Annotated in this window: 26 protein-coding genes and 2 pseudogenes; 14 read left to right on the top strand and 14 right to left on the bottom strand. The window is 60.3% G+C overall.

The window, feature by feature from the left end:
• Window positions 1-84: 84 nt before the first annotated feature.
• The 8 genes from AC1DYF_RS27020 (at window position 85) to AC1DYF_RS27055 (ending at window position 6,147) form a co-directional block, all read left to right on the top strand.
• Complete coding sequence (locus AC1DYF_RS27020) at window positions 85-588, top strand: cupin domain-containing protein (RefSeq protein WP_477880223.1); 504 nt, start codon at window positions 85-87, stop codon at window positions 586-588.
• Window positions 589-707: 119 nt separating this feature from the next.
• Complete coding sequence (locus tag AC1DYF_RS27025) at window positions 708-1,661, top strand: glycoside hydrolase family 25 protein (protein WP_477880225.1); 954 nt, start codon at window positions 708-710, stop codon at window positions 1,659-1,661.
• 83 nt (window positions 1,662-1,744) lie between these two features.
• A complete protein-coding gene (locus AC1DYF_RS27030; protein ID WP_477880227.1) occupies window positions 1,745-2,374 on the top strand; it encodes a DUF6656 family protein in 630 nt (209 codons plus the stop codon).
• Between the two features lie 49 nt (window positions 2,375-2,423).
• Window positions 2,424-2,714, top strand: a complete 291-nt coding sequence (locus tag AC1DYF_RS27035) for a type II toxin-antitoxin system TacA family antitoxin (RefSeq protein WP_477880229.1) — start codon at window positions 2,424-2,426, stop codon at window positions 2,712-2,714.
• Between the two features lie 40 nt (window positions 2,715-2,754).
• Window positions 2,755-3,273 carry a GNAT family N-acetyltransferase gene (locus AC1DYF_RS27040; protein WP_477880231.1) on the top strand — a complete coding sequence of 173 codons (519 nt, stop codon included), beginning with the start codon at window positions 2,755-2,757 and terminating at the stop codon, window positions 3,271-3,273.
• 76 nt (window positions 3,274-3,349) lie between these two features.
• Window positions 3,350-4,321, top strand: coding sequence for an L-threonylcarbamoyladenylate synthase (locus AC1DYF_RS27045; protein ID WP_477880233.1), 972 nt, complete (start codon window positions 3,350-3,352; stop codon window positions 4,319-4,321).
• Between the two features lie 36 nt (window positions 4,322-4,357).
• Window positions 4,358-5,773 (top strand): FAD-binding oxidoreductase, encoded by a 1,416-nt coding sequence (locus AC1DYF_RS27050; RefSeq protein WP_477880235.1) that lies wholly within the window; start codon window positions 4,358-4,360, stop codon window positions 5,771-5,773.
• A complete protein-coding gene (locus AC1DYF_RS27055) occupies window positions 5,770-6,147 on the top strand; it encodes a winged helix-turn-helix domain-containing protein (protein ID WP_477880237.1) in 378 nt (125 codons plus the stop codon). Before AC1DYF_RS27050 ends, AC1DYF_RS27055 begins: the two co-directional genes overlap by 4 nt.
• Here the strand turns inward: AC1DYF_RS27055 and modC are convergent.
• From modC to AC1DYF_RS27080, 5 genes are all read right to left on the bottom strand, one after another.
• Entirely contained in the window at window positions 6,114-7,217 is a 1,104-nt protein-coding gene (gene modC, locus AC1DYF_RS27060) for a molybdenum ABC transporter ATP-binding protein (RefSeq protein WP_477880239.1), read from the bottom strand. The two genes, AC1DYF_RS27055 and modC, sit on opposite strands and share 34 nt — an antisense overlap.
• The gene (gene modB / locus AC1DYF_RS27065) at window positions 7,214-7,909 is read right to left on the bottom strand and encodes a molybdate ABC transporter permease subunit (protein ID WP_477880241.1); all 696 of its coding nucleotides are present in this window, start codon (window positions 7,907-7,909) and stop codon (window positions 7,214-7,216) included. The genes modC and modB overlap by 4 nt, the downstream gene beginning before the upstream one ends.
• A gap of 43 nt (window positions 7,910-7,952) precedes the next feature.
• Window positions 7,953-8,735, bottom strand: coding sequence for a molybdate ABC transporter substrate-binding protein (modA, locus tag AC1DYF_RS27070; protein WP_477880243.1), 783 nt, complete (start codon window positions 8,733-8,735; stop codon window positions 7,953-7,955).
• 197 nt (window positions 8,736-8,932) lie between these two features.
• Entirely contained in the window at window positions 8,933-9,211 is a 279-nt protein-coding gene (locus AC1DYF_RS27075) for a hypothetical protein (RefSeq protein WP_477880245.1), read from the bottom strand.
• A 219-nt stretch (window positions 9,212-9,430) separates the two neighbouring features.
• Entirely contained in the window at window positions 9,431-11,596 is a 2,166-nt protein-coding gene (locus tag AC1DYF_RS27080) for a DUF1217 domain-containing protein (protein ID WP_477880247.1), read from the bottom strand.
• Between the two features lie 295 nt (window positions 11,597-11,891).
• Here AC1DYF_RS27080 and AC1DYF_RS27085 point away from each other — a divergent pair, with 295 nt between their 5' ends.
• The gene (locus AC1DYF_RS27085) at window positions 11,892-12,458 is read left to right on the top strand and encodes a DUF6101 family protein (RefSeq protein ID WP_477880249.1); all 567 of its coding nucleotides are present in this window, start codon (window positions 11,892-11,894) and stop codon (window positions 12,456-12,458) included.
• A gap of 68 nt (window positions 12,459-12,526) precedes the next feature.
• Here AC1DYF_RS27085 and AC1DYF_RS27090 read toward each other — a convergent pair whose 3' ends face one another.
• From AC1DYF_RS27090 to AC1DYF_RS27105, 4 genes are all read right to left on the bottom strand, one after another.
• Window positions 12,527-14,368: a hypothetical protein gene (locus AC1DYF_RS27090; protein WP_477880251.1), complete on the bottom strand. Its 1,842-nt coding sequence runs from the start codon at window positions 14,366-14,368 to the stop codon at window positions 12,527-12,529.
• Between the two features lie 221 nt (window positions 14,369-14,589).
• On the bottom strand, window positions 14,590-14,742 hold the full coding sequence (locus tag AC1DYF_RS27095) for a hypothetical protein (protein WP_477880253.1): 153 nt from the start codon (window positions 14,740-14,742) through the stop codon (window positions 14,590-14,592).
• 42 nt (window positions 14,743-14,784) lie between these two features.
• Complete coding sequence (gene ubiA, locus AC1DYF_RS27100; protein ID WP_477880255.1) at window positions 14,785-15,738, bottom strand: 4-hydroxybenzoate octaprenyltransferase; 954 nt, start codon at window positions 15,736-15,738, stop codon at window positions 14,785-14,787.
• A gap of 49 nt (window positions 15,739-15,787) precedes the next feature.
• A complete protein-coding gene (locus tag AC1DYF_RS27105) occupies window positions 15,788-16,588 on the bottom strand; it encodes a MipA/OmpV family protein (protein WP_477880257.1) in 801 nt (266 codons plus the stop codon).
• Window positions 16,589-16,787: 199 nt separating this feature from the next.
• Here AC1DYF_RS27105 and purD point away from each other — a divergent pair, with 199 nt between their 5' ends.
• Complete coding sequence (gene purD / locus AC1DYF_RS27110) at window positions 16,788-18,065, top strand: phosphoribosylamine--glycine ligase (protein ID WP_477880372.1); 1,278 nt, start codon at window positions 16,788-16,790, stop codon at window positions 18,063-18,065.
• Window positions 18,066-18,149: 84 nt separating this feature from the next.
• Entirely contained in the window at window positions 18,150-18,779 is a 630-nt protein-coding gene (locus AC1DYF_RS27115; protein WP_477880259.1) for a plant virulence effector HPE1-like domain-containing protein, read from the top strand.
• Window positions 18,780-18,785: 6 nt separating this feature from the next.
• On the opposite strand, the gene AC1DYF_RS27120 is transcribed toward AC1DYF_RS27115, so the two are convergent.
• The 5 genes and pseudogenes from AC1DYF_RS27120 to AC1DYF_RS27140 form a co-directional block, all read right to left on the bottom strand.
• Window positions 18,786-19,271: a 2-thiouracil desulfurase family protein gene (locus AC1DYF_RS27120; protein ID WP_477880261.1), complete on the bottom strand. Its 486-nt coding sequence runs from the start codon at window positions 19,269-19,271 to the stop codon at window positions 18,786-18,788.
• Window positions 19,268-19,816 carry a molybdenum cofactor biosynthesis protein B gene (moaB, locus tag AC1DYF_RS27125; RefSeq protein ID WP_477880262.1) on the bottom strand — a complete coding sequence of 183 codons (549 nt, stop codon included), beginning with the start codon at window positions 19,814-19,816 and terminating at the stop codon, window positions 19,268-19,270. Before moaB ends, AC1DYF_RS27120 begins: the two co-directional genes overlap by 4 nt.
• Before the next feature lie 8 nt (window positions 19,817-19,824).
• Window positions 19,825-20,697 (bottom strand): 4-(cytidine 5'-diphospho)-2-C-methyl-D-erythritol kinase, encoded by an 873-nt coding sequence (locus tag AC1DYF_RS27130; protein ID WP_477880264.1) that lies wholly within the window; start codon window positions 20,695-20,697, stop codon window positions 19,825-19,827.
• 623 nt (window positions 20,698-21,320) lie between these two features.
• Window positions 21,321-23,165, bottom strand: a pseudogene (locus AC1DYF_RS27135) (tetratricopeptide repeat protein); the annotation flags it as partial.
• A 150-nt stretch (window positions 23,166-23,315) separates the two neighbouring features.
• Window positions 23,316-24,122: pseudogene (locus AC1DYF_RS27140) on the bottom strand (polyprenyl synthetase family protein); the annotation flags it as partial.
• 121 nt (window positions 24,123-24,243) lie between these two features.
• On the opposite strand from AC1DYF_RS27140, the gene AC1DYF_RS27145 reads away from it, so the two are divergent.
• From AC1DYF_RS27145 to AC1DYF_RS27155, 3 genes are read left to right on the top strand one after another with little or no spacing between them, the layout of a single operon-like run.
• Window positions 24,244-24,453 carry a putative signal transducing protein gene (locus tag AC1DYF_RS27145; protein ID WP_477880374.1) on the top strand — a complete coding sequence of 70 codons (210 nt, stop codon included), beginning with the start codon at window positions 24,244-24,246 and terminating at the stop codon, window positions 24,451-24,453.
• The gene (locus tag AC1DYF_RS27150) at window positions 24,450-25,271 is read left to right on the top strand and encodes a tRNA1(Val) (adenine(37)-N6)-methyltransferase (RefSeq protein ID WP_477880265.1); all 822 of its coding nucleotides are present in this window, start codon (window positions 24,450-24,452) and stop codon (window positions 25,269-25,271) included. Before AC1DYF_RS27145 ends, AC1DYF_RS27150 begins: the two co-directional genes overlap by 4 nt.
• 38 nt (window positions 25,272-25,309) lie before the next feature.
• Window positions 25,310-26,173, top strand: a complete 864-nt coding sequence (locus tag AC1DYF_RS27155; protein ID WP_477880267.1) for a S49 family peptidase — start codon at window positions 25,310-25,312, stop codon at window positions 26,171-26,173.
• Window positions 26,174-26,180 lie beyond the last annotated feature (7 nt).

A 26,180-nucleotide genomic window follows, 5' to 3' on the forward strand; every position in this document is an offset into this window, starting at 1 on the left:
CGATCAAATTTTAATGGCTCGTTCAATCGTTTCCGAGAATTTTCCTGCCATAGCTCGCCAACCGCGAACAGAAATGGGGAATTCATGTCGCAGCAGCACGCCACGGCCGCAATGGCAATGATCGATCCTGCCTTTGTCGCGGCACGCCCGGACGAAGTCGCGCTCGAAGCCGCGCCGATCAATCCCGACTGGATCGTTTCGGGTGCTCCCATCGCCCGGGCCGGGCTGCATTCCGAAAGCCTCGACGGCCGGACCTCGACCAATATCTGGGAATGCTCGGCCGGCAGCTTCTGGTGGACTTTCCATGATGAGGAGACCGTGTTCATTCTCGACGGCGCGGTACGGGTCACCTCCGAGACCGGCGATACCCGCCTGCTCAAAGCCGGCGACATCGCCTTCTTTGCCGGCGGCAGCCGAGCGCGCTGGGACATCGAGAAGTATGTCCGCAAGATCGCCTTCGTACGCCGTCCACATTCACGACAGGTGGCGGCGCTGCGAGAAGTGCTCGGCCGCATGAAGCGCGGCGTCAATCCGCTTCACCTCGCCTCGCCGATGCTCGGCGCCTTGGGCGCCATGCTGCCCCTGTGACACTTGGTATAAATCATATCCTCATGTCTGAAGGGTAATATTAGCTCCGTCTTATTTTCACCCTTTGTTAACCTTAATGGCCCACAATTCCATTTTGGACCCCTAGGCGGACAGGGTGTATGAAGAACGTAGCAGGTATTGTGTTGGGGCTGATCGCCCTTTTTGGATCGTCGTGTGCGTGGGCCACCGACGATACGCCCTGGACCGATGAAACGACGCCGGTCGTCATCGATGCCTATGAACTCAACATCATCGACTGGGACAAGCTGGCTGCCGATAAGCGGATCGCCGGTTTCATCTCCAAGGCCTCCGACGGCCTGCCCGAAGTCTATGACTGCCGCAGGAAGCACAGCGGCGACAGTTTTGCCCACTGCAAGACCATGTGGCGCAAATATGCCGTCAGCCGCGAACTTTTCCAGACGCGGCGAATCCTGGCCAAGGCGAAGGGATTGCTGTGGGGCGCTTATCATCTCGGACGGCCGGGCAATCCCATCGACCAGGCCAACCACTTCCTCGACTATGCAACGCCGAGTGCCGACGAAATGATGGTGCTCGACATCGAGAGCCTCGATTCGAAGCAATATATGTCGCTTGAGGATGCCGAGACCTTCGCGAGCCATATCAAGACGCGGACAGGGCGCTATCCGGTGCTCTACACCAACAATGATACGGCGCGCTACATCGCCGCACATCGCGACGAATACCGCCTGTTGTCACGGCTGCCGCTCTGGTATGCGCGCTACCGCCCGGAAATCAAAGGCGTGTTCCCGATGGGAAACTGGGACAATTACCTGCTCTGGCAATTCTCCTCCGGCGTCAATTGCAATGACCGCGACTGCCCCATGCGGATCGACGGCACGCTCGACGATATCGACGTCAACACCGTGCCGCTTAAGCGCGAGGCACTGGCGAAGAACTGGCCGCAAGGTCAACTGCTGCCCGAAAAGCCGCCGGCGCTGCAGTATCTCGTCAGCGTCCACGGCACGGTCGGCACCAGCACGCCCTTCTGGATAGCGGCACGGGCGGTCTATTCCCGCCGCACCACAAAACCATTGGAAACAGCGCTCAACTGAGTCTTGAAGCGGCCCCAGCAAGCCTCGCGAAACCCTCGACAACTAGTTGTTAAAACTATGTTAAGTTTCTTGGGACTAGGCTGATGCAAGAACAGTCCACCGCGCTTTTAAACGACATGGCAGCTGAATTGCGCTATTTCGAATCGGAGACCCGGACGAGAGCCCTAGTGCCGAAGGAATCCGAATTCCTGCGGACAGGCCGTATCGACCGCAACAGGCCGAACTGGGATATCATCCGCAAGCGCTACCTCTCCTACGAAGAGGTAGCCGAGCGGACGGGCAAATATCTCAATCTTGTCGGCGACAAGACGCATGAGCGGCTTAACAATTTCCACAAGTCGATCCAATTCCCCAAGGTCGTGTTCCACCGCACGCTGAAGGGCACGCCGCATCTCGGTTATTGTCATGTGACGCTGGCGAAGACGGATTTCGCCGAGTTCAAGGACATCCGCTGGTCCTTCTACATCGCCAATTTCTTCGCCGACATCGCCGCCGACGAACTGGCTTTCGAGAAGATCAACATGCGCGCCACGCGCATGTATTTCGCCATCGCGCTGGAAAAGGACGAGGAGCAGAAGAAGCTCGCAGTCAACAAGAATGTGCGCGGCGACGGCATCCTCTTCCGCACCGACGATCCCAAGGCAGCAATGAGGAATGTGCTGATGCTGGGGGCCAAGCACGACGTGCTTAGGAAGATCATCCGCAGCTTGTGAAATGCGGCGCGTGGATGTATATCATTCTGCAATACAGATTACAAAATGAATGATCATGTCCACCTCTTCGGCAAAACGTGATGTCGCTGTTTCGATGCGGCTGCGGGAAGACGACCTCGATCTCATCGATCGCGGCGCGCTGCTGAGCGGCCTGTCCCGCACCGAGTTTATGCGGAAGGCTGCGCTACAGGAGGCGCAGCTTGCCATACTGAACGAGACCGTCATCCGCGTCTCGCCCGATGCATTTGAGGCCTTTACAGAAAGCTTGCGCGAGCCACTGGCTTCCGCACCCGCCAAGCTGGCTGAAAGGCTTGCAAGACAGGCCCCCTGGAGGGAATGAGTAAGCCGGGCAATAACGTCGGCGCCATCTGGACGTCGTCATGACCCCGCAGCCGCAACTTTTTTCCGCTCCGCGCTTGCTCGAAGCGCACCATGATACCAGCCGCTTCGATTGCGACAAGCCGGCGCTGAATGAATGGTTGCGCAAGCATGCTCTCGCCAATCAGCGAAACGGTTTCACACGCGTACTCGTCGCGTTGGCGGGAGAAGAAATTGCCGGCTTCTACGGGCTGGCGCCGACCGAGGTGCTGCCGGCGTCGCTTTCTCGCAGCGTCCGCACCGGACAGCATCCCCAGCGTATTCCCGCCATTCTCGTCGGCCAACTGGCGGTCGACAAGGCTTTCATGGGCATGGGCCTCGGCAGCGCGCTTTTGAAGCATGCCCTTCAACGAAGTTTGCAAGCAGCCGAGATCATTGGCGGCCGGGTGGTTGTGGTGAAGGCTATTGATCGCGAGGCTGAGGCTTACTGGCAGTCGAACGGCTTCGTGCCGATGGGTGATGATCCCGCGATTCTCTATCGCTCTATTCAGACAATTGCGGCTTGGCTGAAAGGCGTCTGATAAGCTTGGTGAACAAGATACGTTGGAATCTTGTGCAGAGCGCGTTAACAGTCTCCCGAGTGCGAGATAATTTGGAATGGCCGAACTGATCGATATCGAGATGGAGCCCGAGCGGGCGCGTGCTGCGGGCTGCCGCGTGCTGGCGGCTGGTGAACCAATCGCCATTCCCACCGAAACAGTCTATGGGCTGGCGGCCGACGCCACCAATCCGGCGGCAATTTCGCGGATCTACGAGGTCAAGGGCAGGCCGCGTTTCAATCCGCTGATCGCGCATATGTCGGGGTTGGAGATGGCGGAGCAGCATGCGGTGTTCGATCCGATGTCGCGGGCACTGGCCGAAGCTTTCTGGCCGGGGCCGCTGACGCTGATCCTGCCGCTCAGGCCGGAGAGCACGATCCACGAACTCTGCACGGCCGGTCTGCCGACCGTGGGCATTCGCATTCCCAAGGGATTTGCCGGCCTGCTGATCTCGGCCTTCGGCAAGCCGCTCGCAGCGCCGAGCGCCAACACGTCGGGCCGCATTAGCCCAACCTCAGCACAGCATGTGTCGGCCGATCTCGGCGACAAGGTCGATTTGATCCTCGATGGCGGTGCAGCCGGCGTCGGCGTGGAAAGCACGATCATCAAGGTCGAGGGCGATAGGGTCCGGCTGCTCAGGCCAGGCGGGCTTGATGTCGCGGAGATCGAGAGGGTGCTCGGTGTTGGCGTCGAGCGCTCCGACCATGCTGAGGCGATCGAGGCGCCGGGCATGCTCGCCTCGCACTACGCGCCTGATGCGCGGGTGCGGATGAATGTCGACACGGTGCGGGACGGCGAGGTGTTCGTCAATTTCGGCAACCAGGCGGTTCCCGGGACGGATGCGGCGGCATCGAAGTTCAATCTCAGCCCGACCGGCGACTTGCGCGAAGCGGCGGCGAATCTCTTCGCCATCATGAAGAAAGCCGACGCCATGGATGCCGCATCGATCGCCTTTGCGCCCGTGCCGATGGAAGGGCTGGGCGAGGCGATCAACGACCGGCTGATGCGGGCGGCGGCGCCGAGAGAGTAAGATATCAAATGATATTCGCGGCTGAGGGGTTTGCACATGGATAGTTCGCTCATTTCCCGTTTCGCCGCCATTGTCGGCGAAGCCAACGCGATCACCGATCAGGCCGAAATCGCGCCGCACCTTACAGAAACCCGCGGGCTCTATCACGGGGCCTCCCCTCTCCTGCTGAAACCTGGCAGCACGGCCGAGGTGGCGTCTATCATGGCGCTCGCCACCGAGACGAAGACGCCGATCGTGCCGCAATCGGGCAATACCGGTCATGTCGGCGGACAGACGCCGCGTGACGGCAGGAGCGACGTGCTGCTGACATTGTCGCGCATGAACAAGGTGCGCGAGGTCGACAGCTCGGCCAATGCTCTGACCATCGATGCCGGCTGTATCCTCGACAATATTCACAAGGTGGCGGAAGAGCATGACCGGCTCTTCCCCCTGTCGCTCGGCTCGCAGGGAAGCTGCCAGATCGGCGGCAATCTTTCCACCAATGCCGGCGGCACGCAGGTGCTCGCCTATGGCAATATGCGGCAGCTCTGCCTCGGTCTCGAAGTCGTGTTGCCGACGGGCGAGATTTGGGGTGGGTTGAGGAAGCTCAAGAAGGACAATACCGGCTATGACCTGCGCGACCTGTTCATCGGCGCGGAGGGGACGCTCGGGGTCATCACCGGTGCCGTGCTAAAACTCTTTCCGAGGCCACGTGGGCATCAGGTCGCCTTTGTTGGCCTCGAAAGCGCCGAGGATGCACTGAAATTCTTGGAGACGGCCACGTCGACCTGCGGCACGTCGCTGACCGGCTTCGAACTCATGGTGCGGCTCGGCGTCGAATTCACCATCCGACACATCCCTGATGTCCGCGATCCATTGGCAGAGACCTATCCCTGGTACGTGCTGGTCGACATCTCCACATTCGACAGCGAAGAGAGCGCCGCGCGGATGCTGCAGACGCTGCTCGAGGGCGCCTTTACTGCCGGCATCATCAAAGATGCGGCGATCGCCGCCTCGACGGCGCAGGCGCGGGCCTTCTGGCATCTGCGCGAAAGCATGTCGGAGGCACAGAAGCCGGAAGGTGGGTCGATCAAGCACGATGTCTCCGTGCCCATCTCCTCCATTCCGGCTTTCATGCGCACGGCCGAGAAAGCGGTGCTGGCCTACATGCCCGGCGTCCGCGTCTGCGCTTTCGGGCATCTAGGCGACGGCAATATTCATTACAACATTTCCCAGCCGATCGGCGCCGACAAGGCTGAATTCATCGGCAAGTGGCGAGAGGTGAACGAGATCGTGCATGGGCTGGTCCTGTCCTTCGGCGGCTCGATCTCGGCGGAACACGGCATCGGGCAGTTGAAGCGCGACGAACTCGCCTCGATCCGGCCGGCGATCGAGATCGACCTGATGCGGCGGATCAAACATGCCTTCGATCCGGCCGGCATCATGAATCCGGACAAGGTGATCCGCTGGTGAGCCGGGCGATCAGAACCAATCTCCGCTTCACTTTTCCGGGCGGTGCACCGCTAAGCCACGGCAAGGCGGAACTGATGGAACTGATCCGCGAGACCGGCTCGATCCGCCAGGCGGCGGCGCGCATGGACATGTCCTATCGGCGCGGCTGGCTGCTTGTCGACGAACTCAACCGCATGTTCCGCGAACCGGCGATCGAAACGAAGAAAGGCGGCAAGAGCGGCGGTGGTGCGGGTCTCACGCCGTTCGGCGAGACGCTGCTGAAGCGCTTCCGCGACATGGAAAAGCATACCGCAAAGGCACTGAAGTCGGACCTGGACTGGCTTGAGGAAAATGCCAGGCCTCAGGAGGAGACTTCTGGCCGCGCGGAGGAGTGAAACACGCTGGCGCTGTCGACGGTGACAGCCTTGAACAAGGCATGCACCCCACGGCCCGGCGCCAGCGTCAATCGCTCGGCCGAGAGCAAGGTAATGCGCGACACCAGCCGTTGGCCCGCACAGTCGAGTGTCACCTGCACATAGGGGCCACTTGTGTCGACAGCCGTCACAGTACCTGCCAGGTCGTTCAGCGCACTGATGTCGGCCGGCTTTTCCAGTGCCAACATGATGTCGGTGGCCGGCACACGGAACCGCACCGGAGTGCCAACGGGAAGATCGACCAATTGCAGCGTGACCACGTTCGAGCCCACCTGCGCGAGGCTGAGCCCATAGCTGGGCTGGTGCTCGATCAACTGGCCTTCGAGGATCGATTGCGGCGCGATTGCTTCGGGCATGCTGGCCGCATCCGGAAAGATGTCCACCGGCTTTCCGGCGGCCTTGACCTTGCCCTCCTCAAGCAGCACGACACGGGTCGCCAGCTTCGCCACCTCGTCGATCGCATGGCTGACATAGATGATCGGAATTTTGATCTCGTCGCGGATGCGCTCGATATAGGGCAGGATTTCCTGCTTGCGGGCGCGGTCGAGCGCGGAAAGCGGCTCGTCCATCAGGATCAGCCGGGGTGCGGCGAGCAGCGCCCGGCCGATCGCCACCCGCTGCTTCTCGCCGCCCGAGAGCGTGGAGGGACGGTCGCCGAGCAGGCGGGAAATGCCAAGCAGCGAGACAACCTCTTCCTCGCTGATGCTGCGTTCGCCCTTCGGCGCAAAGAAGCGGCCATAGAGCAGGTTCTGCCGCGCCGTCAGATGCGGGAAAAGCCGGCCCTCCTGGAAGACATAACCGACACGGCGGCGATGCGGCGGCACGAAAATGCGTTGGTCAGTGTCGCTCCAGATGGTCTTGCCGAAGCAGATCCGGGCATCGTCCGGCCGGCTGAGGCCGGCAATCATCTGCACCAGCGTCGTCTTGCCGGAACCGGAGGGACCGAACAGCGCGGTGACGCCCTCGCCCGCCTCGAAATGCGCGTCGAGGACGAATTCCCCCTGGCGATGAAGGACCGAGACCGAGATCATGACGTCGTCCCCACCCTGCGGGCGATGAAACGGGAGACGAAGCCGGAGAGGAAGATCGCCGCGAATGAGATCAGGATCGACAGGATCGTCAGCCGCCAGGCTTCGGGCTCTCCATCCGGATCCTGCAGCGCCGCGCTGATCGCCGAGGCCATGGTCTGCGTCTCGCCGGGTATGGCGGAGACGAAGGTGATCGTCGCGCCGAACTCGCCGAGCGAGCGGGCGAAGGCCAGAACCGTACCGGCAATGATGCCCGGCAGCGCCAATGGCAGCGTGATGGTGAAGAACACCCAGAGCGGATTGGCGCCGAGGGTGCCCGCGGCCGCCTCCAATTTTCGGTCGATCGCCTCCATGGAGATGCGGATCGCCTGCACCAACAACGGAAAGCCCATGATGGCGGCGGCGAGTGCCGCACCCGTCCAGCGGAACGAGAAGCTGAAATCGAAAACCGTTTGCAGGAAGATGCCAAGCGGTCCCTTGCGACCGAAAGCCAGGAGCAACAGATAGCCTGTCACCACCGGCGGCAGGATCAGCGGCAGCGAGATGATCGCCGCCAGCAGCGACTTGCCGAAGAATTCACGCCGCGCCAGCAGCCAGGCGACGGCAATTCCGAGCGGCAGGCTGACGGAAACCGCCAGCGCTGCCACCCTGAGACTGAGTTCGATCGCTACCCATTCGGCGTCGCTGAATTGCATGCGCGTTCCGAGCCCTTCATAGCCGTATGAAAGGCTGTCGCYATCACGTGCCGGCCATCACCGTGAAGCCCGCTTTCTTGAATATGTCGGTCGCTTCCGGACCTCTCAAGAAATCGAAGAATTCCTTGGTCGCCGAGCTCTTCGACGCTGCGATCGGTGCGGCCGGATAGACGATCGGCTTGTGGCTTTCCTCACCGAAATAATCGACGATCTTCACGCCTTTGTCCGCCTTGGCGTCGGTCTCATAGACGATGCCGAGCGGGGCTTCGCCTGTCGTGACCAGCTTCAGCGCCGAGCGGACGTTGTCGGCAAAGGCTGCCTTCTTCTCGGCATCCTTCCAGACGCCGTAATATTCCAGCGCGTCCTTGCCGTATGTGCCGGCGGGCACACTCTTGACGTCGCCCATGGCAAGACGGCTGTCGCCGAGCGCTTTGACCAGATCAAAACCTTTGGCGATCTTGAGGCTGATCTTGGAATCCTTGGCGGCAACCAGAACCAGGCGGTTGCCAAGCAGGTCGACGGCCTGATCCTTCTTCACCGCGCCGGCCTTGACGACATAGTCCATCCATTTCTTGTCGGCCGAGATGAAGATGTCAGCCGGAGCAGCGGCCTCAATCTGCTTGGCGAGCGGGCCGCTGGCGGCATAGGAGATCGCAACGGTGTTGCCGCTCTTCTTTTCGTAGAGCTTGGCGACAACGTCCAGCGAGCCCTTGAGGCTGGCGGCTGCAAAAACAGTCAGCTTTTCGGCTGCGGCCGCAGGCAGTGCGACGGCGAGACTCATCGACACCGCGGCGGCGACGGAGAGCAGGAATGAACGGCGGAACATGATTTTCTCCCAGGTCGTGATATCTAGGGAGATATAACGACTCCGGCGCAAAAGCAATCGCCAGGGCGCAACACGCGTGCTTCGATCTTACCTTCAGTCGCGTACCATCACATTGTTGGCTTCCCAGAATACAGCGTCCGCATATTCATGGATGACATATGCCGTTTGCCCCATGTTAAATTTAGATATACCAACGCTTATGGAGCAATATCGATATCCTGTAGTTGCTTAAAAGCAAGTGCCAGACCATACATCAGATCCTGGTAGTTAAGAGTGAGACTTTCCTCACCCTCATCACTGAAGATAATCGCTTTATACTGGTTTGGCTCCTCGTTCGTGATAAGCCCCACCTGACGAGGACCTTCCCAAATCTCGGCCACCAATCGCTCATAGATCGGCAAGCTGACTACACTTACAGTGATATCCATCTCATCGCCCCAAAATCCGACGAAATTTCCCTTGGTGTCGTGGCTCATGCCCTCGCGGGAGGTATCCCTAATCCCCAACGACATCTTTCTTCTGAGTCTGGTTGTACCTGGCCATGGCGACAGAACGCGGATTTCGAGAGTATCTTTAAATGCGTTTCAAGCCCCGGCTTGCGCGGGGCAACCCAATCTTGCGCATGCCGGCCGCACCTTCAATAGTCAGGCACTGCATGGCCGGCAAAGGTCCTTGTTTTTTGAAAATGCCAAGCGCTAGTTTTTGAGCTGAGCGACCGCGAGCAGCGTGTCGGCGCTGATGCCGGCCGAGGACGAACCGCCGAACAGCGACAGGACCGGGTCCTGCGTGGTGTCGTTGGCCACATCGTACATGGCGGTGAAGCGGGAGATGAACTGCTTGAGCTTATCGGGATCCTGCAGATCATCGAGCTTGAGGTATTTGTCGACCAGAGCCTTCTGCTTATCGACGTCCATGGAGGACATTTCTGCGGGCAGGTCGAATGTGGTGCGGAAGACTTCGAGCAATGCGGTGTCGCCGAGGACGTCGTAACCCGAATTGAGCGTCGGCAGCTTGCGCTCGAAATAGAGCGCCAGGCGCGCGCCGGGACTGTCGTCGCCCACCTGTTCTTCGAGGTTCTGCTGCAGATACATATATTCGGTTTCCATCTGGCCGAATTTGCCCTGGATACCGGTGTCGCGCGAGGCGATGTTGCCTTTGCTGTCGAAATTGAAGGAGTCGACGATCTCGATGAAACGATGGTCCGTCTGCTGGTTGGCAAAACTTTTGGGATCGTTGAGATCGGAAGCGAACAGCTTCTTCATGAAATCGTCATCGGCAGTCTTCGGGTCGATACCCTTGGATTGCAGCACGAAATCCACCAGCTTGCGGTTCGACAGAAAGTCCTTGACCGTCTTCACGCCCTGTATGGCCGACGTGTAGTCGCTCGCATCCTTGGTCGCCTGGGTCTTTTGGTCGTCATGGCCGAAACGCGTCTTGCGCACAACATATTCCGAAGCGATCTGCTGCATGATCTGCTGGGACTGGGCGAGCAACGGGGCTGCCTTGTTGCCCTTGGAGTCGAAATTGAAGTCCGCGGCCATATCGGTATAGCGCTTGTCTTTTTGCGCATTGGCGAAGCTTTTCGGATCGCTCAAGTCGCTTTCGACGGCCTTCTCGAAAGTCTTCTGCGTCGTCGTTTGCGGGTCGAAGCCGAAGGCGGTGAGGATGAAGTCATACAGCTTGCCGGTGCCCTCGATGTCCTTGACGCTGTTCATCGAGCCGATATTGTTCTTGTAATAAGTATAGAGGCCTTCGTCGGCGGTCTCGTCGGCATTGTCGTATTTCTGTATATAGAGATCGGAGGTCGTGGCAATCTGAGCCGCCGTCTGGGCCGCGGCGCCCTTGATCGTGCCGTCCGTATTGAAATTGAAGGCCTTGACCAGGGTCTCATAGGCCGAGCCACCCATTGTCGTGGCGTAGTTGTTGGGGTCGCTCAGGTCGCTGGTCAAGATGTTCTTGATCGTGCTCGTTAGGCTGATCTTGGTCAGGTCATATGCCGTTTTGATATAGTCGAGCATCCGCGGGTCTTTGACCAGATCGTCGACATTGGTGATCGAGCCGATATGGGCTTCGAAATAAGCCTTGTTGAGGTTGGCGCCCGCAGCGGTCAGCCGCGTCGGCACCGTGAACGTGTAGGCTTCCACTGTTGCCGTCGTCTGGTCGGCGGTCTGTGCGGTCTTGCCACTGTCGAGCGTGCCGGAGGAATTGAAGTTGAAAGCCTTGGCCATCGCCTGGTAGGAGGACTTTTGCGGCGAATCCATCGTGTTGACGTAGCTGTTAGGATCGTTGACGTCGCTGGTCAGGACCTTGGTCAGGAAGTCCTTGCTCCAATAGGGCGTGTCGACGCCATAAGCTTTGAGCGCATAGGTGCGCAGGCCCTCGTTGTTGAGGAGATCGTCGACCGATTTGACGTTGGCGATACCGGCCTTGAATTCGGTGTTGGCCGAATCCACGGCATCCGACTGGTCCTGGATCGTCTGCTTATAATGAGAAATGACGTCGTCGGTCTGGCTGCTGGTCTGAGTCGTCGTCGTTTCAGACGAGAACTGAAAGGCCTCTGCGAATTTGCGATAGCGATCGTCCGCCAGTTTGTTGGCAAAGGAGTTGGTGTCGTTGAGATCGCTCTGCAAGACCTTCTTCATGAAGGCCGTCGCATAGGTCATATCCTCGAGGCCGTAGGCCTTCATCGCGACGGAGAACAGGCGATAGTTGCCGACGAAATCGTCGACTGTTTTCATCTTGCCGATATTGTCTTTGTAATATTGCTCGTCACGCGCAATTTCCGGCGTCTTGCCGATACGGTCGAGCTGGCCCTTCATGTCGCGCGCGACCTGATTGTAGGTGATGAATGTCGAGACCATGGCAGGAACCGGTGCAATAGGACGATGTCCTCATTTTCGCATAAAGTTCTTATCCGAAACTTACCCAGGCATGCTGTCGAGACCGTCAATAGGATTGATAGACTTGGCTGAACGGCATTCACGAATTGCAAACTCAATCGCCTGGGAAACTGCTAACCATCAGACGAGGCAAAATTTTCTTAACCGAGATTTTTAAGCCGCGCCAAATATACCTCCCCTATTGTCGACCCATCAAAGAGGACGCGAAGTCCCGGATGAACGAGAGATGATCTCTCATCAAAACAGGGTCGAAATCATGCCAAACACCGTCACTCAACCTACTTGGGCCACAGATATATTGAGGCTCGATCCGGGTCTTTTCCCACAGCAGATCAGCTACAAGCTGCATGCTTCGGCCGAGACCGTGACCGCCACACTTGATGAACGCGGTGCGATCATGCGCCGGATCCTACCATCCAGCGGCCTGCCGCTGACCATCGCCCTGCCAGCCCGCGTCTTTGTCGGAGTCGCCGCCCGGGCGATCGACCACGGCAATGGTGAAGTCACCGTAACGCTGGAACTTCATCATCCTGATCCGAACCTCTGCGTTCCGCTGCTCGTCGCCCATGATCTCTACGACATCGCGGCCGACTGGCGTGCATGGTCGGATGCCTACCGCATTCCGATGCTGATGGTCGAGGCCGACGGGGTTGCCCGCCAGCTCGACGAGCACCTGCTGACCGTCGGCAGCAAGCCGCCAAAGCCGCGCCGCCGCCACTCCTATTTCGTCGACCGCCGGCCTCGCTTCCTCGTGCGCCGCAAGACCGGCCCGCTCGGCGTCCGTATGAAGATCGAAGGCCGCGAAATCTTCGCTCGCCTCTGAGCGCGGTTTTAACAAATATCAAAAAAAATGGCGCCATCCGGCGCCATTTCTCGTTTTTGGAATTGCTTTCAAAGGATAAAGTTGGACGAAGTCAGGTCCAGCGCGTGGTTGAGCTTGATCTGCATGTCAGCCGTACCGTCGCCATTCGTGTCAATCTGAACCAGGGTGTCGTCGGCTTCCTTGACGTAACGGACACTCGCTTCACCGCCCCCGGCAAAGGCATCCGTGCCCTTGAAGATAAATTCGTCGCCGAGTGCCGACAGATCGAGCTTGTCGTCGGCGACAGTGAAATCGGTGATGAAATCGAAACTGTCGGTGCCGTTGCTTTCGCCCTTGGCAGTGTAAGCGAAGACATCGTGGCCGGTGCCACCGGTCAGCGTGTCCGTACCCAGACCGCCGGTGATCGTATCATCGCCAGCGCCGCCGGTGATCGTGTCGACGCCCGCCCCGCCAGCGATAATGTCATTGCCATTGCCGCCATCGAGGGTGTCGGTGCCGCCGCCAACGGTAATCGTGTCGTCTCCATCGCCACCGGCGACCGTATTGTTGCCAGTTCCGCCATCGATATGGTCGTTGCCGCTGCCACCGTTGATCACATCGTTGCCGCTGCCGCCGGTGATCGTGTCGGTGCCGCTTCCACCTGTAATCGTATTGGTGCCATCGCCGCCGTGGAGGACGTTGTTACCGTCGCCTCCAGTGATCACATCATTGCCTGATCCACCAGTGATCTTGTCGTCGCCGGCCCCGCCGGTCATTGTATTGTTGCCGTCACCGCCATCGATGACGTTGTTACCGTCGCCGCCAGTGATCACGTCATTGCCGGAGCCACCGGTTATGCTGTCGTCCCCGGCCCCGCCGGTCATGGTATTGTTGCCGGCACCGCCGTCGATGACGTTGTTGCCGTCGCCACCATCGATCGTATCGTTACCGTCGCCGCCGTTGATCGTGTCGTTGCCGGCTGCGCCGGTCAAATGATCATCGCCGGTGCCGCCCGCGAGCACATCATTGCCGTCGCCACCCGCCAATGTATCGTTGCCATCGCCACCCGACAGGCTGTTATTGGCAGCGTCGCCGGTGATCGTGTCGTTACCGACAGAGCCAAAGATATTCTCGACATTGTGGAACGTCACATCGCCGCCATAGACGCCGAGATCGATGTCTCCACCGAGTGCGATCGTGAAACCGGAACCACGGCTCAGGTGCAACGTGTTGTCACCGTCGCCACCGTCAACGTAGAAATGGTCGAACTTGGTGGCATTGTGATTGTCGATGCTTCCGAGATAGATCTGGTCATCGCCGCCACCCAGATTCATATCGCGGTAAAAGCCGTTAAGCTGGATGTTGTTGGCCTTGTCGTCGAAGCTGTGTTCGAGATAGCGCTGGGTATAAAACAGACCTAACTGCGTGAAATACACACGCAGTTCGTCGAAGGAGTACATTTTCGGCTCTGCGCCGGTCCAATCGTTGTCGAAGTCCTTCGGCACCGCATCGCCGGAATTGCCACCGGCGGCGGTGGAAGAAGATGCGTCCTGAGCCGCCTCTTCAGCGCTCGCATGACTGGTCGCTATTGCAGCCTGCTGGTCGACCGTATCCTGTATACTGGTTTCCTTCTTGGCTTCGGCGCTGGAAGCACTATCCGCCGTCGGATCGCTGAGGTCGACCATGGCCGTCTGGTCGATACCTGAATAAGGCGTCTCATGAGAGGCGTCGTCGGAAACAATGCTGCCGCCATCGCCATCGGAAGCCTGATCGGAACTGTCGTTGAAATAGGCATATTTGCCGAAATCAAAGCTCGATGTCTCGAGCGTATCCATCTTGTCGGCGAGCCACTGTTCGCCATGGTCCTGCGCGAGCTGCGCGAAGTAGGGTATCTTCATCAAAGAGGCCATGAACTGGGTATTGTCGGACATAAAGTGCCTAGCTCCCGCAGGGGTCAAATCAGCGGACGGCCGAATCTTTCACAAGGGGTCCGGCCCGTCAATTTTAAGATGCAGTGCTTCGACTTATTTTACGTTACTGTTGCGATATGACACTGATTTGAACTTTCCGTATCATAATCTGCAGCAAACGCATAGCCGATGTTCCCCAAGTAACAGCCTTTCCTGGTGCCGGACTTTAGTCTTGGGATTGCTCACTTGATCGCGGTCCAACGACCAGCGGTCGGCGGGAAGCCCGGCTGACCTTGTCCCGCAGCCGGGCTTTCCGTTTGGTGCTTTGTTTTGCGCATGTCTTTGTCGCGAAACCGGTGACCACTTTCGCGAGACATGCGCTCTGTTTTGCGCATGTCTTCATCCCGAAGCCAGAGACCACTTTCGGGAAACATGCGCTACGCAAAGGGAATGGCGAGTGTCAGCCCGGCGAAAATCACGATGCCGACCGTGCCGTTGAACTTGAAGAGTTCAAGGCATTGAGCCGGGTCGCGAATGTCCAGCGCCAGCAACTGGTAGCCGAACATGAAGGCTGCGACGATAAGTCCGAGCCAGCCGAGGAAACCGATACCGGCGGCGATGAAGGCGATGGCGGCAAAGACAAGCGTCGCGGCAAAGAAGATGGCCAGCCACAGCTTGGTGCTTTCACCGWAGAGCCGTGCCGTGGAGCGCACGCCGACGATGGCGTCGTCCTCCTTGTCCTGATGCGCATAGATCGTGTCGTAGCCGATCGTCCAGCAGATCGCCGCGAGATAGAGCGCGACGGAAGCAAGGGAAATCGTGCCGAACACCGCTGCCCAACCCATCAAGGCGCCCCAGGAGAAGGCAAGGCCGAGAAAGAATTGCGGCCAGTCGGTAAAGCGCTTGGCGAAAGGATAGATGGCGACGATCCCCAGCGACAGAACGCCAAGGAAAATGCTGAACCAGTTGAAGCAGAGAAGCACGACCAGTCCCACCAGCGCCTGCAGCACGAGGAAGATTTTGGCCTGCGACCGGCTCACGCGGCCCGACGGCAAAGGCCGCGACCGGGTGCGGGCGACCTGCATGTCGATCTCCTCATCGACCAGGTCGTTATAGGTGCAGCCGGCGCCGCGCATGGCGACCGCGCCGAGGAAGAACAGGACGAGATGCCAGACGAATGGCACGAAGACCGGCTGGCCAAGTTCGCGGGCAGCGTTGGCGGCAAGGGCAGCCGACCAGAAGCAGGGCCACATCAGCAACTGCCAGCCGATCGGACGGTCCCAGCGCGCCAATTGCGCATAGGGCCAGAGCGCACGCGGCAGCGCGCGATAAACCCAGTTGTTGGATGGCGCGTCGGCGACGCGGCCGCTGTCTGTGGATGAAAAGCTCATGGCCTATCGGATAACGCCTGGCGCGCGCCAGTCAAGTAGGCCAAACGGTTCAGGGCAGCGTGAAGCCGAACTTGTAGGTCGTGGACAGCCCGATCACGAACTGGTTGCGTGAGCCGCGCTCGGTGACAAGGCTCGAATCGCCGGCATCACCGAGCAGCCGCTTATATTCGGCAAAGGCGGAGCTCTCGATCTTGTCGGTGGCCTGCCAGGTGACCGCACCGCCGAAGCCGGCCGATTCCAGCCCGGCTTTCGGGTTGAATTGCGACAGGCCGGATTTCTTCGATTGCTTGGCGTTCACCCCGTAATAGGCGTCCATATACTGGTTCGAGGCGAAGGTCAGGCGCGGGCCGGCAGAAACGCGGATCGTCGGCGTGATATCGGTGAAGGCATCGGCGGAAATGTCGGCGACATTGCCGTCATAGCTGTGGATGCCATGGCGGATTTCGGCGCGGACGCGAAGCCAGTCGGTCGGATAGACTTCGCTAAACACACCGGCCTCAAGACCAAGCGGGATCGGCTTCAGCCCCTTGAGATCGCTCGATGTGTCACCATCGCGCGGCATGACCAGTTTGCCGACGATGCCGAAGCGCACTGCGCCGCTGTCATAGAGCGAGACGGCCGGATTGTCGTTGCGCGAACTGAACCGCACCACCTGGTCCGCTTTGCCCAGCGAGATCAAGGGTTTGGCCTGGAGAAGATAGCTCTTGGCGCCCTCGTAGCGCGGCGCGACAAAACCTTCGGCGCCGATTTTCAGGTACCAGTCGCCCGACCACCAGGCGTCACCCGCGTGCGCGGCAACGGGCGATGCGAGCGCCGCCCCCAGCAGACATGAAAACGCTATTTTACGCATGAGCGGTCCCCTGCACTCAAGCCGCGATCGCCGGCCCGTCGAATCCGAATGAAATCAGGGAGACCCTAACGACCTTTGGTTAGCGATTCAACAAGCAGCATGGTTAATGCGATCTCTCCACAACCGCACAAAGCATGCAGGACTTGACCTTTCGGCAAGGCATCTCTAACCCGCCAAGTCTGGAAACGAGGGCGTGGCGATGAAGGTTCTGTTGATCGGTTCGGGTGGACGCGAGCATGCACTGGCCTGGAAAATCGCCCAATCGCCGCTGCTGACAAAACTTTACGCCGCGCCCGGCAATCCTGGCATTGCCGAACATGCGGATCTGGTCGCGCTCGACATCGATGACCACGGCGCCGTCGTCGATTTCTGCCGGAGGGCGGCGATCGATTTCGTCGTCTTCGGACCAGAGGCGCCGCTGGTGGCAGGACTGAGCGACCGGTTGCGCGAGGCAGGCTTCCTGGTCTTCGGCCCCTCGCAGGCCGCCGCCCAGCTCGAAGGCTCGAAGGGGTTCACCAAGGATCTTTGCGCCCGCTACGACATACCGACAGGCGCCTATCAGCGCTTCAACAATGCGCCGAAAGCAAAAGCCTATATTCGGACCCAGGGCGCACCGATCGTCATCAAGGCCGACGGGCTTGCGGCCGGCAAGGGCGTGACCGTGGCGATGACCATGGAAGAGGCACTGGCGGCGATCGACGACTGTTTCGAAGGCGCCTTCGGCGCCGCCGGTGCGGAAGTGGTGGTGGAAGCCTTTCTCGACGGCGAGGAGGCGAGCTTCTTTGTGCTCTCGGACGGCCAGCATGCGCTGGCGCTCGCCTCCGCCCAGGACCACAAGCGGGTCGGCGACGGCGATACCGGCCCCAATACCGGCGGCATGGGCGCCTATTCCCCAGCGCCGATCATGACCGACGCCATGACTGCACGGACGATGAAGGAAGTCATCGAACCGACCATCCGCGGCATGACAGAGATGGGTCATCCCTTCATCGGCGTGCTGTTTGCCGGCCTGATGATCACCGAACGCGGCCCGGAGCTGATCGAATACAATGTCCGCTTCGGCGATCCGGAGTGCCAAGTGCTGATGATGCGACTGAAATCCGATCTGCTGCCGCTGCTCCTCGCCACCGCCAGGGGCACGCTCGGAGAAATGACGGCGGAATGGCACGACGATGCGGCACTCACCGTGGTGATTGCCTCGAAGGGTTATCCGGGCTCCTATCAGAAAGGCACCGCGATTGCTGCCCTCCCCGCCGACAGCGACACCTGCCGGACATTCCATGCCGGCACCGCCGACAAGGACGGCCAGCTTGTCGCCACTGGCGGCCGCGTCCTTAATGTCACTGCGACCGGGCCGACTGTCGGCCAGGCGCAAGCGCGCGCCTATGAAGCGGTGGCAGACGTCGAATGGGAAAACGGCTTTTGCCGCCGTGACATCGGCTGGCGCGCCATCGCCCGCGAAAAGGCGGGACATTAACGCTTTCCTAACCAGTCCCGCTGACCCGATCTTAACGCATTTTTCATACACTGCGCTCTGATTGTTCAAGGGAGCAGTGTGACGATGCGTATCCTTTTGCTGGCAGGCACGATGGCAATGGCAGCCTCCGCGGCTCATGCAGGGTCGATCGAGGTCATCCGTAAAGACGATGATTCCGCCAAGAGCATCGAAAAAGTCTCCTGTCCGATCTGCGCACCGCTGAAAAAGAAGAAGGCGGAGATTGCGGAGATAAGCCTTGCGCCAGGCACCCAGAAGGTCGAAGTCAAGCAGGTCGATGGCGTGCTCAAGGTCTATCGTACCGAGGCATGGCTGGGCGGCTCGCCGGTCATCTATGTCTCCAAGGCGAGCACCGACCTGATCGATGCGAAAACCGCGCAAGTCGAACAAAAATTCACTGAGCCGGCGGCCACCGATGTGCCGAAGGACGCAGCCATCACCATCGACACCAGCACGACCTCTGCTGTGACCGCCGACATGTCACCGCCGGACCTTGGCGCCAAGGCCAGGCCTGAAGTGGCCAAGCATAGCGATCCGACCCTCAAGGCCGAAAAAGATACGGCGCTGACGATCAGCAAGGACGTGACGTCGCCGGCAATTGCCGACAAATCCGTGAGCGCCAAACCGGCGGAAAAGCCTGAAGTCGCGCAGCATTTCAATCCGCAGGGCCTTGAGCTGCGCCTGAAAGTGGATTGATCCAGCTTATTCGCCGATGCGCGTCGCCAGCCGTTCGATGGCGGCCGGAGCGAAAACCTCTATTCCGTTCTGCGATAGAAGCGCTGCCGTGACGCCACGACCTCGATGCGTCTCGCCCGAAAACCGCCCATCATGAATGAAGCTCGACCCGCAGGACGGGCTGCCATCGATCAGGAGCGCGAAATCGCAACCCTCACGCTGCGCAAGCGCCAGCGCCCGACGCGCGCCTGCGACGAATTTCTCAGTCACATTCATGCCGCCGATCTCAACGACATCAGCCTCCCCGGCGAGCACGGCATCGCCATCGGCGCGCTTGGCGATCTCCGCTGGCGGCCGCGGCACCTGAAAGCCGCCGGCCAGTTCCGGGCAGAAAACCACCAGCCGGCCTTCGTCTCGCCAGCGATCGATCAGCGGATGGCCGAAGAGCTTGCCCTTTCCGTCATAGCGGACGGGTTCGCCCATCAGGCAGGCGCTGATCAGAATTTTCTTCATGCGACGCCGCGCTTCAGGTGCTCATCGAGCCGCGGCATGATCTCGACGAAATTGCAGGGCATGTGGCGGTAATCGAGCTGGTCGCGGATGATGCCGTCCCAGGCATCCTTGCAGGCGCCGGGCGAGCCGGGCAGGACGAAGATGAACGTGGCGTTGGCCACGCCGCCGGTGGCGCGGGACTGGATCGTCGAGGTCCCGATCTTGTCGTAGGAAATGCGGTGGAAGACTTCGGAAAAGCCGTCCATGCGCTTTTCGAACAAGGGTTCCAGCGCCTCGGGCGTCACGTCTCGGCCGGTAAAGCCGGTGCCGCCGGTGGTGATCACCACGTCGATATCGTCTTGCCGCGTCCAGGCCTCGACCTGATCGAAGATCGCCTTCCTGTCATCCTTGCAGATCGCCCGTGCCTCCAGTCGGTGGCCTGCCTCGGCAATGCGCGCGGCAAGCGTGTCGCCGGATTTGTCATCGGCGAAGGTGCGCGTATCGGAGATGGTCAAGACCGCGATGCCAATGGGAATGAACGGGCGGGTCTCATCGATTTTCGGCATGGGGCACCTCAGACGGTTTCCGTCTCCTGCAGATACCATTCGGGCCGTACCGCCTCAAGCGCCGCGCGAGCGGCGCGGGCTGCCAAAGCATCCGGATAAATGCCGAAACRGGTGGCGCCGGAGCCGGACATGCGGGCGAAGACCGGATCCGTGCCTTGGATCAGGCCAAGCACCTCGACAATCCGTCCCTCGATCACCTCGGCGGGCGGCTGCAGGTCGTTGCGGGCTTCGACGAGGGCGGCGAGCCAATCCTCGCGCTCGGCGCCATCCTCCGGAAGGGTGAGCGGCGAATTGTTCTTGTGGGTCAGCGACTTGAAGATCACCGGCGTCGAAACTTCGACCAGCGGGTTGACAAGCAGCAGATGCAGCCTGGGGAAATGGTGCAGCAGCCGAATGTCCTCACCGATGCCGCGCGCTACCAGCGGCAGGCTCTCGAGGCACATCGGCACGTCGGCACCGAGGCCAAGGGCGATCTCGCGCAGGCTGTTATGTGGAACCTCGACCGGCCAGAGCGCCATCAGTCCGCGGAGCGCCGCCGCCGCATCCGCCGAGCCGCCACCGATGCCGGAGGCGACGGGCAGGTTCTTTTCGAGATGGATGTGGACGGGATGCACCTGATGGCCGCCAACCTCCGCGAAGGCACGCAACGCGTCGCGGGCGCGCAGCACGAGATTACCGTTCTTGGGCTGAGCGTCACGCGGCAGGGACGCTCCGAAGCGGCCGGAGACGGTGAATCCGTCGCTCTCGGCCGAGGTAAAAGTCAGGCGATCGCCGGCATTTGCGAATGTCACGAGCGTGTCGAGAAGATGGTATCCGTCGGGCCGCTGCCCCGTGACGTGGAGCGCGAGGTTGATTTTGGCGCGGGCGAGTTCTTCGATCATGGGGCTCGCTATGAGGGTCAGGTCCGCCCGGCAACGGGACGAAGCGCCGCGACGAAGCTTTCCCCTCCCTTACGGAAAGGGAAAGCAGTCTCGTCGTTTTCACGACGATATCCGGCTAATGTCGCATTGCCTCCCAACAGGAGAGTCTGCGGCAGCTACTTCTTCGCGCCAGGCATCTTCAGCATCTGGCCAGGCTGGATGACGTTCGGATGGCGGCGGACTGCTGGGTTGAGCTCGATGATTTCATGGAAGCGATGACCGTCGCCGAGTACATCCTTGGCAATGTCCCAAAGCGTATCGCCCTTGACCACGGTATGCGACTGCGAAGCCGCGCCGCTATCGGCGGGCTGGACAGTCGTGTCCGCCGGCTTCTGCTCCACCGGCTGAGTCGTCGCATCGGCTGGCTTGACCGTGTTGTCGGCTGGCTTGACAGCGTTGTCGGCCGGCTTCTGGTCCGCCGGCTTGGTGGCATTGTCGGCCGGCTTCTGATCCGTCACCGGCTGCGTTGCCGTGTCGGCTGGCTTCTGGTCGGCCGGCTTGACCGTCGTGTCAGCAGGTTTCTGCTCCACGGGCTTGATTTCGCTGTCCTGAGCGGCTGGCTTCGCTACGGTCGCATCAGCCGGTTTGGCGTCAGCAGCCGGCTTGACCGGATCGGCCTGTGCGACATCGATGCCGCGGCTCTGCGAGGTCGTGGCATCGGCCTGTTGCGGCGGCAGACCGTTGACGATCTTCTTCTTGATCTTCGGGATATCGGCCTCATCGGGCTTCAGTTCCAACGCTGTCTGCCACTGGAAAATCGCTTCCAGCTTGCGGCCGACGCGCCAGTAGGCGTCGCCGAGATGCTCGTTGATCGTTGCATCCGCAGCCTTCAGTTCGACGGCATGCTCGAGTTCGTCCACGGCGTCGTCAAAGCGGTTGAGGCGGAAATAGGCCCAACCCAGCGAGTCGACGATATAGCCATCATCCGGCCGGAGATCGACGGCCTTCTTGATCATATTGAGGCCGTCATCGAGATGGATGTTCATGTCCACCCAGGAATAACCGAGATAGTTCAGCACCTGCGGCTGGTCGGGATAGAGGTCGAGCGCCCGCTTGAAGTTGGGCTCGGCCTGGTCCCACTTCTTCAGCCGTTCATAGGCAATGCCGCGCTGGAAAAATACCGACCAGTCGGAGCGCTTGGCGAGCGGCCCGATGACTTCGACGGCCTTGTCGTAGTTCTTGGCCATCTCGTCATATTCTTTTTGATCGGAGAGCAGGCTGCCATAGGCGACGTAGCCGCGGATATCCTTCGGATCTTCCTTGATCGCCTGCAACAGATGCTTGCGGGCGTCATCCGTCTTGCCGGTATTGGCAAGATTGAGGCCGAGCTGCAGTTCGGAGACGCGGCGTAGCGGCGACCCCGACGGCACCTTGCCGTACCAGTAGATCGCCCGCTCCGGCTGATCGAGGTTTTCGGCGAGCCCGCCGAGCAGAACCGCGGTGTCGGCATTGTTGGGCGCCAGCGCAAACGAGGTCGTCAGATAGAAATTGACGATATCCTGGGCGCCCTGCTTGTCCGGGGCGTTGGAGAGTGACTGGTTGAGTGCGCCGCCGACCGAGAACAGCACCGCGGCCGTACCATCAACCGCGTTGCTGATGGCGAGCGGCGGCTTCTCGCCTGCCTCGATCTTCTTGCGGAAAGCGGCCAGAGGCACATAGCCCGGCGCAAAGGTCTCTCCCGCAGTGATCGCATCGATCGCTGCTTGCTTATTGCCGGACTTCGCTTCGAGCGAGGCGAGAGCGATGACGGCTCGCATATAGGTGTCGGAGGCCGCACTGCCCTCTTCCCGGGCATTCAGGGTTGCTTGCAGCCGCTTACGCGCAGTGTCGACATCGCCGGCGGCGGCGGCAATCATGCCGGCATTGTAGTTCTTGAAGATCGCGTACCAGTCGGGACCTTTCATCTGGTCGACGGTGGCGATCGCTTCCTTGGTCTTGCCCTCGCCGAACTGGCCCCAGGCGACGAGCAGCGTATTGACCATGCGGTCGAGCTCGTTCGGCCCGTCATATTTAAGCAGCTTGTAGGCTTCCGGGAAATTCTTCTGGCGAATCGCTTCGATGCCGCGCGCGATCGTGGCGATGCGCTCGACCGACGGATCGTCCTTGAGGCGGGTCGCTTCCTGGACCCCCTCGTCGAAATTGCCGTTCATGAACAGGCAGATCATCAGCCGCTCGTGAACATCGGTATTGTTGGGATCGAATTTCAGCGCTGTGCGGTAAAGCGTGATCGCAGTGGGATAGTCGTAGTCATTGTCGGCCGTGCGGGCAGCAAGAAAAGCACCGGAGAATGTATCCACCGAAGAGACGTCGAAATGCACGACGGGCTTGGCCGGAGCAGGCTCCTGGGCTGCGAGCACAGGTCCCGCCACAGCGAGAACGAGAGCCATTGCCGTGCCAAGCTGGAGCCGGCGGAGTTTCAACAAAGTCATTCGAATGCCTCTCATAGATGCACATTCGCGCAAATCGCGTATGTGCCCTTAATTTCATAAATCCGTGTCTGTCACAAGCGTGACGATTTCAGGGCTTTTTCTCGCAATAACCGTTGAGTTCGGCTTTTTAGTTGACGCGGCCGATGCAGAAAAGAAGGCCCGTTCCTCATCATTACCGCGGCGCCAAGCGAGAATCACCGGAAGCGTGATCTTGCCCTCGCGGAAATCATCACCCGTATTCTTGCCGAGTTCAGCCGCTTTGCCGCCGTAATCGAGCGCATCGTCGACGAGCTGAAAGGCGAGGCCGAGGTTCATGCCGTAGGATTTCAACGCTGCGCGATCTGCCTTGGAGGCACTGGCAATGATCGGCCCGACTTCGGCTGCAGCAGAAAACAAAGCTGCTGTCTTTGCGCGGATCACTTGCAGATAGTCATCCTCGGTCGTGTCCATGTTCTTGGCGACGGAGAGCTGCAGCACTTCGCCTTCCGCGATCACGGTGGCGGCGGTCGAAAGCACGTCCAGCGCATCGAGCGAGCCGACCTCGACCATCATCTTGAAGGCCTGGCCGAGCAGGAAATCGCCGACCAGCACGCTTGCCTGGTTGCCCCAGAGGATGCGCGCCGTCTTGCGGCCGCGTCGCATGTCGCTCTCGTCGACCACGTCATCATGCAGCAGCGTCGCCGTGTGCATGAACTCGACGCTTGCCGCGAGCTTGACATGGTGATCGCCTTTGTAGCCGAAAATATTGGCGCCGGCGATGGTCAGCATCGGCCTGAGACGCTTGCCGCCCGACGAGATGAGGTGGTTGGCGACTTCCGGAATCATCTGCACGTCGGAGCCGGCCTTGGACAGGATCAACTGATTGACACGCTCCATGTCGGCTTTGCTGAGATCCACCAGCGGCTTGATGGAGGCTTGTTTGTTTTTGCTGTCATCCAGCGGTATGACGACGCCCAAGGAACCGGCTCCTGTTCAATTCTATTAAAAGACCATAAAAACAGCAGAGCAAAGCGGCAAGAGGCGAATTGTCCTGCTCCCTCACAATTGACAAAAAAGGAACGCGAACGTGATAGAAATCATGCGGACCAACAATCCCGTCAGCCTCTCCTATGCCGAAAGCCTGCTGAAGGATCGCGGCATCCAATGCTTTGTCGCCGATCAGGGAATGAGCATTTTGGAGGGGTCGCTGGGGATTCTGCAGCGCCGGCTGATGGTCGAGTCCGACCGCGCCGACGAGGCCCGCATGGTGCTGCGCGAAGCCGGGCTGGGAGCAGAACTGAAGAAATGACCCCCGTCGCCGAGACCATCGACGCCTTCCATTTCGGCGGTTTCCACATCGTCCAGCCAAAAGGGCGCGGCCATCGCGCCGGCATGGATGCGATGCTGCTTGCCGCCATGGTGGTCGCCGAACGGCCGATCCAGGTCGCTGATCTCGGCGCAGGGGCCGGTGCGGCGGGCATGGGGGTTGCGGCGCGGCTCGGTGAGGCCCGCGTGCTTCTGGTGGAGAAATCCGTGGAGATGGCTGACTATGCGCGCAAGAGCATGGCACTGCCCGAGAATGCGGCAATCGCCGATCGCCTTTCGCTGCTGGAAGCGGATGTGACGCTGACCGGCCGTGCCCGCGTCGGCGCCGGGCTGGCGGACGATGCTTTCGATCATGTGATCATGAACCCGCCCTTCAACCATGCCGATGATCGCAAGGCGCCCGACGCGCTCAAGGCCGAGGCTCACGCCATGAGCGGCGACCTGTTCGAGCAATGGGTGCGGACCGCCGGCGCCATCCTGAGGCCCGGCGGGCAGATGTCGCTGATTGCCCGGCCGGAATCGATCGCCGCGATCATGGCAGCATGCGGACGGCGTTTCGGCGGCCTGGAGGCGACGCTCGTCCATCCGAGGGACGGCGAGAACGCGATCCGCGTGCTGGTCAGCGCGATCAAAGGGTCAAGGGCGAGGCCGGTGTTCCGTTCGCCGCTTTTCATGCATGCCGAGGGATCGCATCGCTTCCTGCCGTTCGTCGATGACCTCAACAATGGCCGCCGGGGCTATCCACGGCTCGGCCGTGCCCGGGAAACCTCGGCCGAGCGCTTGCGTTTATCGCCGGCGTGATTACATCTCCGCAGCAGAACAACAACAATGGACCCGACATGCTTGGATTAGGCCGCCTGATCAAGAAACTCCGCAGACAGAAGACGGTCAAGATTCCGCTCGTCAAACTGCAAGGCGTCATCCAGGCCGGCGGCAGTCAGTTCCGCCCTGCCCTCAACCTCGCCAGTGTCGAGGAACTGCTGGAAAAGGCCTTCGATATGAAGAAGGCGCCGGCTGTGGCGATCGCCGTCAATTCGCCCGGCGGATCGCCGGTGCAGTCGCGCTCGATCTTCTTCAAGATCAGGGCGCTGGCGAAGGAAAAACAGAAGAAAGTACTCGTCTTCGTCGAAGACGTGGCGGCCTCCGGCGGCTACCTGATCGCGCTTGCCGGCGACGAGATCATTGCCGACCCGACATCGATCGTCGGCTCGATCGGCGTGATCTCCGGCGGCTTCGGCTTTCCGGACCTGATGAAGAAGCTCGGCGTCGAGCGGCGCATCTATACCGCTGGCGAAAACAAATCTGTGCTCGACCCGTTCCTGCCCGAGAAGCAAAGTGATATAGATCACCTCAAATCGCTGCAGCTCGACGTGCACCGCGTGTTCATCGGCATGGTCAGGGAGCGCCGTGCCGGTAAGCTCGCCGAGGACGATACGCTGTTCACCGGCCTCTTCTGGTCAGGCGAAAAGGGTATGGAACTCGGTCTCGTCGATGCGCTGGGCGACATCGAAAGCTCGCTCCGGTTGCGCTACGGCGAAAAGATCGAGATCGAGACGATCGAACCGTCAAAGGGTTTTATCGGCCGGTTCATCTCCGGGCGGAAGGGCGGCGCCGATCCGCAGATGGCCATCGGTGCCGGCGTGGCCAGCGGTGCGATCGAAACGGCGGAAGAACGGCTCTGGTGGAGCCGATACGGACTCTAGGGAACGA

It is taken from the genome of Rhizobium sp. P2_G9, assembly GCF_056403475.1.